Below are 9534 nucleotides of genomic sequence, written 5' to 3'. Positions count from 1 at the left end.
GGCCGCGCGGCGCGGCCGCGGGTGACGGTGATCGCAGGGTCGAGCACGGCGTCCGCCGCGAGGTCGGCCCCGAGCGGCTCCGGCGTGCCCGGTGCCCGCGGTTCGTCGACGGCCTCCAGCAGCGCCGCCACCGTCTGCCGTTCGAAGAGGGTGCGGACGGGGAGTTCCACGCCCAGCCGGCGGCGCACCCCGCTGATCACGCGGGTGACCAGCAGCGAGTGCCCGCCCAGGGCGAAGAAGCTGTCGTCGATCGTGACCTGCGGGACCCCGAGGACCTCGGCGAACAGCTCGCACAGGATGCGTTCGCGCGGGTTGCGGGGGGCACGGCCCGTCGACAGGGCGCCGTAGTCCGGCGCGGGCAGGGCCGACCGGTCCACCTTGCCCGTCGGGGCGAGCGGCAGGACGTCCAGGACCACCACGGCGGACGGGACCATGTAGTCGGGCAGCAGGCCCGCCAGGTGGGCGCGGAGCGTCAGCCCGTCCAGGCCGGCGGCGTCCCCGGTGGGCACGGCGTACGCGACGACGGACGTGCCGCCGCGCTCGTCCTTCCTGGGGACGACGACCGCTTGCGCGACTCCCGGGTGGTTGCCGAGGACGGCCTCGATCTCGCCGGGCTCGACCCGGAAGCCCCGGATCTTGACCTGCCCGTCGAGGCGGCCGATGAACTCCAGCTCGCCGTCGGGGTTCCAGCGCACGGTGTCGCCGGTGCGGTACATGCGGGCGCCCGGTTCGCCGAACGGGTCGGCCACGAAGCGGTCGGCGGTCAGCCCGGGGCGGCCCAGGTAGCCGCGGGCCAGTCCGGCTCCGGCGACGTGCAGTTCCCCGGGCACCCCCGGGGGGACGAGGGCGAGGTCGCGGTCGAGGACGTAGGCGCGGGCGTTGACGGTGGGGCGGCCGATCGGGGGCGTGCCGCCGCCGGAGAGCGGCGAGCTGAGCGTGGCGCAGACGGTGGTCTCGGTGGGGCCGTATCCGTTGATGAAGCGGCGGCCGCCGGACCAGCGCCGGACCAGCTCCCCGGAGGAGGCCTCCCCCGAGACGATCATCGAGGTGAGGGAGGGCAGGTCCTCCGGTTCCATCACGGTGAGCGCCGCCGGGGGCAGGGTCGCGTGGGTGACGCCGTGCCGCGCGACCAGGGCGGCGAGGGCCGGGCCGGGTGCGGTCTGCTCCGCCGGGGCCATCACCAGGGTCGCGCCGGTCAGCAGGCCGCCGCACAGTTCCCACACGGCCGAGTCGAAGCTGTGGGAGGCGAACTGCAGGACCTTGCTGGCGGCGGTGACGCCGAACCGCCGCACCTGTGCCTGGACCACGCCGGAGATGCCGGAGTGGGTGACGACCACGCCCTTGGGGCGGCCGGTGGAGCCGGAGGTGTAGATGACGTAGGCGGGGCTCGCGGAGGACAGCGGGCGCGACCGCTCGGCGTCGGCGACGTCCGTGCGGGCACACCGGTCGATCGCGCGCCGGGTGGCGTCCCGGTCGAGGACGATCCGGGGAATGCCCCGCCCGGGGAGCATCTCGGGGGTCCGGCCGCTGGTGAGCATGAGGGCCGGGCGGGCGTCGTCGAGCATGAAGCCGATCCGGGCCGCCGGGTAGTCCGCGTCCAGCGGCAGATAGGCGGCGCCCGCCTTGAGGACGGCGAGGGTGGCGACGACGGACTCGACGGAGCGCGGCAGGGCGATCGCCACGATGCCCTCCGGTCCGGCGCCGTGGTCGATCAGATGCCGGGCCAGCTGGTTGGCGCGGGCGTTGAGCTCCCGGTAGGACAGCGTCCGTACGTCTCCGGCGCCGTCGTCGAAGACGAGCGCGGTCGCGGCGGGTGTCCTGGCCACCTGGGCCTCGAACAGGTCCGGCAGCGGCAGGTCGGGGACGTCGTCGTGGCTGTCGCCGCTGCGGGCCAGCAGCTCGGCGCGCTCGCCCGGGACGAGGAGGTCGACCGTGTTCAGGCGCCGGCCGGGGTCGGCGGTCACCGCGTCGAGCAGGCGCAGCAGCCGTTCCGTCAGGTTCCGCACGGTCTCCCGGTCGAACAGGTCGGTGCTGTACTCGGCGACGGCGTCCATGCCCTGCGGGCTGCGGTCCGCGCCGTGCCGTTCGCGCAGGCTGATGGAGAGGTCGAAGCGGCAGGCGCCGGTGCTCACGTCCAGGTCGGCGACGTCGAGGCCCGGGAGCGCCGGCCTGGCCTGCGGGGCGTTCTGGAGCGCGAGCAGCACCTGGAACAGCGGGTGGTGGGCGAGGCCGCGCGCGGGCGCGAGGGTCTCCACCAGCCGCTCGAAGGGCACGTCCTGGTGCGCGTAGGCGGCCAGGTCGGTCTCCCGGACGCGGGCCAGCAGGTCGCGGAAGGAGGGGTTGCCGGAGGTGTCCGTGCGCAGGACGAGGGTGTTGACGAAGAAGCCGACGAGCCCGTCGAGGGCGTGGTCGGTGCGACCGGCCACGGGGGTGCCGATGGCGATGTCGGTGCCCGCGCCCAGCCTGGTCAGCAGGGCCGCGAGGGCCGCGTGCAGCACCATGAACGGGCTGGCGCCGCACTTCCCGGCCAGTTCGGCGATCCGCCCGTGCAGGTCCGCGTCCACCGTGAAGTGCAGGGTGTCGCCGCGCTGCGAGGCGGCCTGCGGGCGGGGCCGGTCGGCGGGCAGCTCGGTGCATTCGGGCAGACCGGCCAGCGCGCCGGTCCAGTACGCGAGCTGGCGCGCGGACCGGCCGGCGGGATCACTCTCGTCCCCCAGCAGTTCCCGCTGCCACAGCGTGTAGTCGGCGTACTGGACGGGCAGCGGGTCGAGGCCGGGCCCGTCGCCGGTGCGGTGCGCGGCGTAGGCGGTGGCGAGGTCCCGCCACAGCGGGGCCAGCGACCAGCCGTCGCAGGCGATGTGATGGACCACGAGCGCCAGGACGTGCCGGTCGGGGGCCGGCGCGAACAGCTCGGCCCGCACGGGGATCTCCGTCCGGAGGTCGAAGGGGCGGCGGACGGCGGCCGCCACGGCCGGCTCCAGCGCCTCCTCGGTGACCGGGGTGACGACCAGGGGCGGGATCGCGGCCTCCCGGTCCAGGACGTGCTGCCGGGGGACGCCGGCCGTCTCGGGGAAGACGGTGCGCAGGCTCTCGTGGCGGGCCACCACCTCGCCCAGCGCGGCCCGCAGCGCCTCGTGGTCCAGGTCGCCGGTCAGGGTCAGGACCAGGGGGACGTTGTAGGCGGCGCTCGCGCCCTGGAGGCGGTGCAGGAACCACAGGCGGCGCTGGGCGAAGGAGAGCGGGATCTCCGCCGGCCGGGCGGCGGGGACCAGCGCGGGCCGGTCCCCGGCGGCCGCCTTGCGGACCGCCTCCGCCAGGCCGGCCACGGTCGGCGTCTCGAAGACGGCGCGGACCGGGAGCTCCAGGCCGAGCACGGACCGCAGCCGGGAGCAGAGCCGGGTGGCCGCCAGCGAATGCCCGCCGAGGGCGAAGAAACTGTCGTCGATCGTGACGCCGGGCACCACCAGGATGTCCGCGTACAGGCCGCACAGCAGCTCTTCGAGGGGGTCGCGGGGGGCGCGGCCGTCCGCGACCGAGCCCGTGCCGGGCGCCGGCAGGCGGCGGCGGTCCACCTTCCCGTTGGGCGTCAGGGGCAGCGCGTCCAGCACGACGGTCGCGGCGGGCAGCAGATAGGCGGGCAGGCGGTCGCCGAGGTGGGAGCGGACGGAGGCGATGAGCGCGCCGGTGTCGCGGGCCGCCGTGGGGGTGTTGGCCAGCGAGGTGAGCGGCACGCCCGTGGGGGCGGGGACGATACCGGGCGCGCCCGGTGCTCCGGGGGCTCCGGGGGCTCCGGCCGCTCCGGGAGCTTCGGGGGCCAGCACGATGTCCAGGGCGCCCTCGTCGGTGTCCGACCAGATGGCGGCGGTCCGCAACCCCAGGCGGTCGCCCAGTTGGTGGAACGACTCCAGGGCGGGGGCGCGGTCCTCGCCGTCGTCCGGGGGGCGTATCTCGCCGTGCTCCTCCAGGGCCCGCAGGGCGGCGAGCACCGGTGCGGTCCGGGCATCGGGCACGCCGGTCACCCGCCAGACGGCGGGCGGTTCCCCGGTGAGGCGGGCGGCGAGCGACTCCGGACCGGTCACGTCCACGCCCCAGCGCAGCTCCCGTTGCGGGACGCCGTGCGGCTGCCGTGCCGTGGGTTCCCCGTGTGTCTTGTGCAGGACGGCGTCGTAGCGGTAGCGCGTCAGTTCGTTGACGTGGCGTCCCCGCTTGACCCGGACGTCGACGCGGCCGATGCCGGTGACCGTGCCGGCGAGCTCGGTGAAGAAGGCGGGATCGACCAGCAGTTCCTTCTCCCGGATCACGCCGTGCCGGACCGCCCCGCGGACGGCCTCGGGATCGGTGGACAGGTCCGGACGGCGCAGCTGGACGTCGGCGTGGAAGCAGCGCAGCAGCCGCAGGTTGCGCACGTCCCCGATGAAGACGGCCCCGCCGGGGACGAGCAGGCCGACCGCCGTGCGCAGGACGTCCGCCAGGTAGTGCACGTCCGGGAAGTACTGCGTGACCGAGTTGACGACCACCGTGTCGAAGAATCCGGTGGGCAGGCCGTCGGCGACATCGGCGGCCTGGGTCCTGAGCTCCACCCGGCCGGCGATCGAGGGGTCCTGGGCCACCAGGCCGCGCAACGCCTCGATGACCGGGCCGGAGAAGTCCGTTCCCCAGTAGGCCTCGCACTCCGGGGCCAGCCGGGACATCAGCAGGCCGGTGCCCACGCCGATCTCCAGGACCCGGCGGGGGCGCAGCTCCCGGATCCGCTCGACGGTGGCGTCCCGCCACTCCCGCATCTGTTCCAGGGGGATCGGCCGGCCGTCGTAGCTGCTGTTCCAGCCGGAGAAGTTCTCGCCGAACCGGACGGAGGCGGCCTGGCTGTAGAGCGAGTCGTAGATCTGCCGCCACTCCCCCACCTGCTCGTCCTGCTCCTGCTCGCCGCGGCCGCCGGGGTCCGGGGACCAGTCGGCGGCCGGAACGACGTAGCCGACGAGCTGCTTCTGCCCGGGGCGGTCCTCCCGTGCCACGACCGCGGCCTGGGCGACGCCGGGATGGGCGGCCAGGACCGCCTCCGTCTCGCTGGGCTCGACGCGGAAACCGCGGATCTTGACCTGGTCGTCGCTGCGGCCGAGGAACTCCAGGAGCCCGTCCGGGCGGTGGCGCACCAGGTCGCCGGTGCGGAACAGACGGGCCCCGGGCGGCCCCGACGGGTCGGCGACGAATCGTTCCGCCGTCAGACCGGGGCGCTTCCAGTAGCCACGGGCCAGGCCGGTGCCGCCGAGGTAGAGCTCTCCCGTCCCGCCCGGCGGCACCGGCCGCAGGGACACGTCGAGGACCTCGGTGCGCATCCCGGCCATCGCCGTGCCGATGGGCACCACCGCGCCCGGATCACCGGGGCCGGTCACCGCGTGGCAGGTCGCGAACGTGGTGGTCTCCGTCGGCCCGTACCCGTCGACGACCGTGGTCCCGGGGCACTCGCGCAGCACCCGGCGCACGGCTTCCGGGGAGACCGCGTCCCCTCCGGTCCACACCTCGCGCACGCCCCGGAAGCACCGGGGATCCTCCTCGGCGAGGACCGCGAAGAGCCCGGCCGTCACCCACAGGCCGGTGATCCCGGCGTCCGCGACCGCCGCCGCGATCCCCGGGGCGTCCAGCTCGCCCGCGGGGGCGACCACGACCCGGCCCCCGGAGAGCAGCGGCACCCACAGCTCGTAGGTGGACGCGTCGAAGGCGTGCGGCGAGTGCAGCAGGACCCGCTCGTGCGCGCCGCCGCGCCAGACCGGGTCCGCGGCCAGGCCCACCACGTTCTCCTGCGTCACTGCGACGCCCTTGGGCGTGCCCGTGGAACCGGAGGTGAACATCACGTAGGCCAACTGCCGCGCGTCCGCGTCGCCTTCGGGAACGTCCGGGCCCGAGGCGTCCCGGCCTGATGCGGCCGGGGCCGCGGGGGCGGCGACGTCGATCACCCGGACCCCGACGGCGAGTTCGGAGACGCGCGGCGGATCGTCGGTCAGCACCACGCGGGCGCCGGTCTCGCCCAGGATCCACTCCAGCCGCGACGAGGGGTGCCGGGAGTCCAGCGGCACGTAGAAGCCCCCGGCCTTGACCACCGCGAGCAGGGACACCACCAGCTCGGCCGACCGCTCCAGCAGCACCGCGACGGCGCTCTCGGGGCCCACGCCGTGTCCGGCCAGCACTCCCGCGAGGCGCTCGGCGCGGGCGTCGAGCTCCCGGTAGGTCCAAGCGGTGCCGCCGCACACCAGCGCGATCGCCCCGGGCGTCCGCGCGACCTGGCGTGCGAAGGCCTCCGCGAGCGTCGGTGGGTGCGAGGTCGCGTCCTCGCCGTCCCGGCCGGCGGACGGGTGCGGGCGGCCGGTGGCGAGGGCGGGGGTTCGCCCGTCGTGCCTGGGCGGACCGGAGTGGTGCTGTGCGGGCATGCTTCGACAACTCCCTTACACGGAGGGGGTGGTGAGCGGAAGCCGGGGACGTGCACCTCGTGTGCAGATCCACTTGGGGAGACTTGCCCAATCTGCGACAGCGACCGTCGATCGGACGACACCGAAGTTGCGAAAGTGATCGCGAAGCAGGCGTTTCCGGCCGACTTGCCCAGCCGCCCCTCCGAGCACACGTGTAACCGCCAGTAATGCGTAGATCACCCGCAGGTTCGGTGGTGTGACCACGCGATCCGGAAGGCGCATTCCGCCCGGCCGCCGTCCAAGGACGTGATGTTCGGACATGCGGCGGCGGCCCGACATTGGCCGGAACGCGCGCCCGCGTCCTTGCCCACGGACGGTTCGCCCTGTTGCAGTGCGGTCAACCTCCCTCTGACCAGGGGGAGTTTGCCGTGCGCGCCGAGCGCCGGCGAGATATCGCGAGGAGACTTCTTGAACGCCATGGATCTCGGTACCGACACCCCCGAGGCGGCCCCGACCAGCGCTTTCACCCCGGAGTCCGGAGTCGTGCCCGAGATGGTCGGACGCGCGCTGCGCTTCGACTCCCCCCGCTACCGGCCCACCGACAGCTACGCGGACGTCGCCGCCGACAAGGTGTGGCGGGCGCACACGAGCCTCGGTCTGACCGGTGAGAGCCGGGAGTCGATCCTGGCTCTCGTCCGGGAGGTGTGCGCCCCCTGGGCCGGCCTCCCCGTCGGAACGCCCCCCGAGCACTCGTGCTGGGTGTCCATCGACGGGATGCCCTTCGAGTTGTCGATCGCCTGGGCCGGCGACAAGCCCGGGGTCCGGCTGTCCCTGGAGTGCCCGGGCAGCGGAACGCCCCGCTCCCGCATGGAGGACAGCATGGCGCTCACCCGCCGGCTGGCCGGTCGCCCCGGGGTCTCGATCGACCGCTGCCTGCGGGTCGAGGACCTCTTCACGGACGACGCGCCGCAGGGTTTCTTCTCCGTCGCCCACGCGATGGCCTGGCTGCCGGGGCGTCCCCCCGCCTACAAGGTCTTCCTCAACCCGGCCGTCCGGGGCCGGGAGCAGGCCGCCGCGGCGACGGAGGAGGCCATGGCACGGCTGGGGCTGGAGCGCCCGTGGCGCGCGCTGGCCGGCCATCTGGACGGTGTCGACGACCCGGCGCACGAGCCCGTCGCCGTCGCGCTGGACCTCGTGGACACGGACGAGTTCCGGGTCCAGGTGTACGTGGCGCACAGCGGTGTGTCCGCCGAGGACATCGACGGCATGGCGGCCGTCGCGCGGGACTGGGTCCCGGGCACCTTCGCCCGGGCGCTGTCACAGATCAACGGGCCCCACGACGCCGCCGCGTGGCAGCGCAAGCCCCCGGTGACCTGCTTCACCCTCGACTCCGAGCACGACGCCCCGAGCGCGGCCGCATACATCCCCATCATTCCGGTCCACGACGACGACGCCGCGGCGCGCGACCGGGTGGCGGCCTTCCTGCGTACGGAGGGGCTGGACCCCACCTCCTACGCCCGCGTCCTGGAGGCCGTCGCCGACCGGCCGCTGAGCGAGTCGGTGACCCAGAACTTCATCTCCTACCGGGGCGGGGACGACCCCCGGTTCTCCGTCTACCTCGCGCCGGGCGCGTACCGCCCGGCCTGACCGCCGGACAGTCCCTAGGACCCGTCCGGGTCCACCCGGTCCAGGGCCGGCCGGGGGCCCGGACCGGTCTCGTGCAGCAGGTGATCGGCCGCCGCGGTGTCCGTGACCAGGCTGGTGACCAGCCCGGACCGCAGGACCGCGCCGATGGCCGCCGCCTTGCGCTGACCGCCCGCGATGGCCACGACCTCCGGGATCCGGCGCAGCCGGTCGGCCTCGACGGTGATGCAGCGCTCGCCCAGGTCGCGCCCGATGCGCCGGCCCTCGGCGTCGAAGAGGTGCGCCGACATCTCCGCCGCCGCGCCGAGGGAGGCGTAATGGGCGCGCTCCTCGTCGGTCAGCATGTCGTAGACGGTCGAGATGCCCGGGGCCCAGGAGCCGATGGAGACGGCCGCGACGGTGACCTTGTCGAAGTAGTCGAAGGCCCGCGCGATGCCCGTCTGGCCGCGCAGCGCAGCGGCCGTCGCGGAGTCGGGCAGCAGCATCGGCGCGTAGATGGGGTGCGCCTCGCCCCCGGAGACCTGGGCGGCGCGCCGCACGGCCTCCACCGAGCCGCGCTCGGCGGTGCCCGCGTCGTACACGCCGGTCAGCTGGACGACGGTGCAGGGCGGCAGCCGGTGCAGCGCGGCCGCCATGTGGATGGTGGAGCGGCCCCAGGCGAGACCGAGGACGTCCCCCTCGTGGACCAGCTCGCCGAGCAGGTCAGCTGCCACCTCGCCGAGGTTCTCGGGGTCGGGCGCGTCGTCGGCCGCGTCGGCCGGTGACTCCACGACGACCGCGTGCCGCAGGCCGTAGCGGGCACGCAGCGCGTCCGAACGCTCCGCGTCCAGCTCCGCCGGCACCCGGATCTCGATCCGCACCAGATCGCGCTCGAGCGCCGTCTCCAGCACCCGGGCGACCTTGAAGCGGCTCACGCCGAACTCCTCGGCGATCTGGATCTTCGACTTGCCCTCGAGGTAGAAGCGGCGGGCCATCGCCGCCGCCTGCACCAGCTCGGCGGGCCCCATAGGCGTGGCTGAACGGCCCGTCGACACCGCGGTCTCCTCACTACTGTGTTCACGCTTGTGGTCAAGCTGTTGGACTCGACGTCATCCTGTCAGATGCCGCGGTCCTTGATCACGCCCCGGCCTCCGCCCTCAGCAATTCGGGCGAGCGGCGCCGGGCGCTCAGTGGGCGCATGCCCAGGGTGCACCCGCGATGGCCTTCTCCGCCTGCGCGCGCAGGGAGCGTACGGTCGCCGCCGGGTCGTCCGTACCGTAAACGGCGGAACCGGCCACGAAGACGTCCGCGCCGGCCTCGGCGCAGCGCTCGATGGTCTCGGCCGAGACACCGCCGTCGACCTGCAGCCACAGCTGAAGACCGTGCCGGGAGATCAGCTCCCGGGTGCGGCGGATCTTCGGCAGCATGATGTCCAGGAACGCCTGCCCGCCGAAGCCGGGCTCCACGGTCATGATCAGCAGCATGTCGAGCTCGGGCAGCAGGTCCTCGT

The 9534-nt window shown here is 74.5% G+C and carries 3 protein-coding genes and 1 pseudogene; 1 reads left to right on the top strand and 3 read right to left on the bottom strand.

Annotation, left to right across the window (positions count from 1 at the left end; genetic code table 11):
- The coding region (locus AB0K09_RS23655; protein ID WP_366067374.1) for an amino acid adenylation domain-containing protein at positions 1-6422 on the bottom strand (6422 nt) is incomplete at its 3' end.
- Between the two features lie 456 nt (positions 6423-6878).
- On the opposite strand from AB0K09_RS23655, the gene AB0K09_RS23650 reads away from it, so the two are divergent.
- Entirely contained in the window at positions 6879-8048 is a 1170-nt protein-coding gene (locus AB0K09_RS23650) for a tryptophan dimethylallyltransferase family protein (RefSeq protein WP_366067373.1), read from the top strand.
- Positions 8049-8062: 14 nt separating this feature from the next.
- Here the strand turns inward: AB0K09_RS23650 and AB0K09_RS23645 are convergent, their stop codons facing one another.
- Together AB0K09_RS23645 and AB0K09_RS23640 are read right to left on the bottom strand one after the other, a co-directional pair.
- Entirely contained in the window at positions 8063-9052 is a 990-nt protein-coding gene (locus tag AB0K09_RS23645) for a sugar-binding domain-containing protein (RefSeq protein ID WP_366067372.1), read from the bottom strand.
- Positions 9053-9211: 159 nt separating this feature from the next.
- Positions 9212-9534, bottom strand: a pseudogene (locus tag AB0K09_RS23640) (ribulose-phosphate 3-epimerase); the annotation flags it as partial.

The sequence above is a fragment of the Streptomyces sp. NPDC049577 genome, from assembly GCF_040675635.1.
Classification (GTDB): Bacteria; Actinomycetota; Actinomycetes; order Streptomycetales; family Streptomycetaceae; genus Streptomyces.
This window is presented reverse-complemented; position numbering and strand designations above follow the sequence as displayed.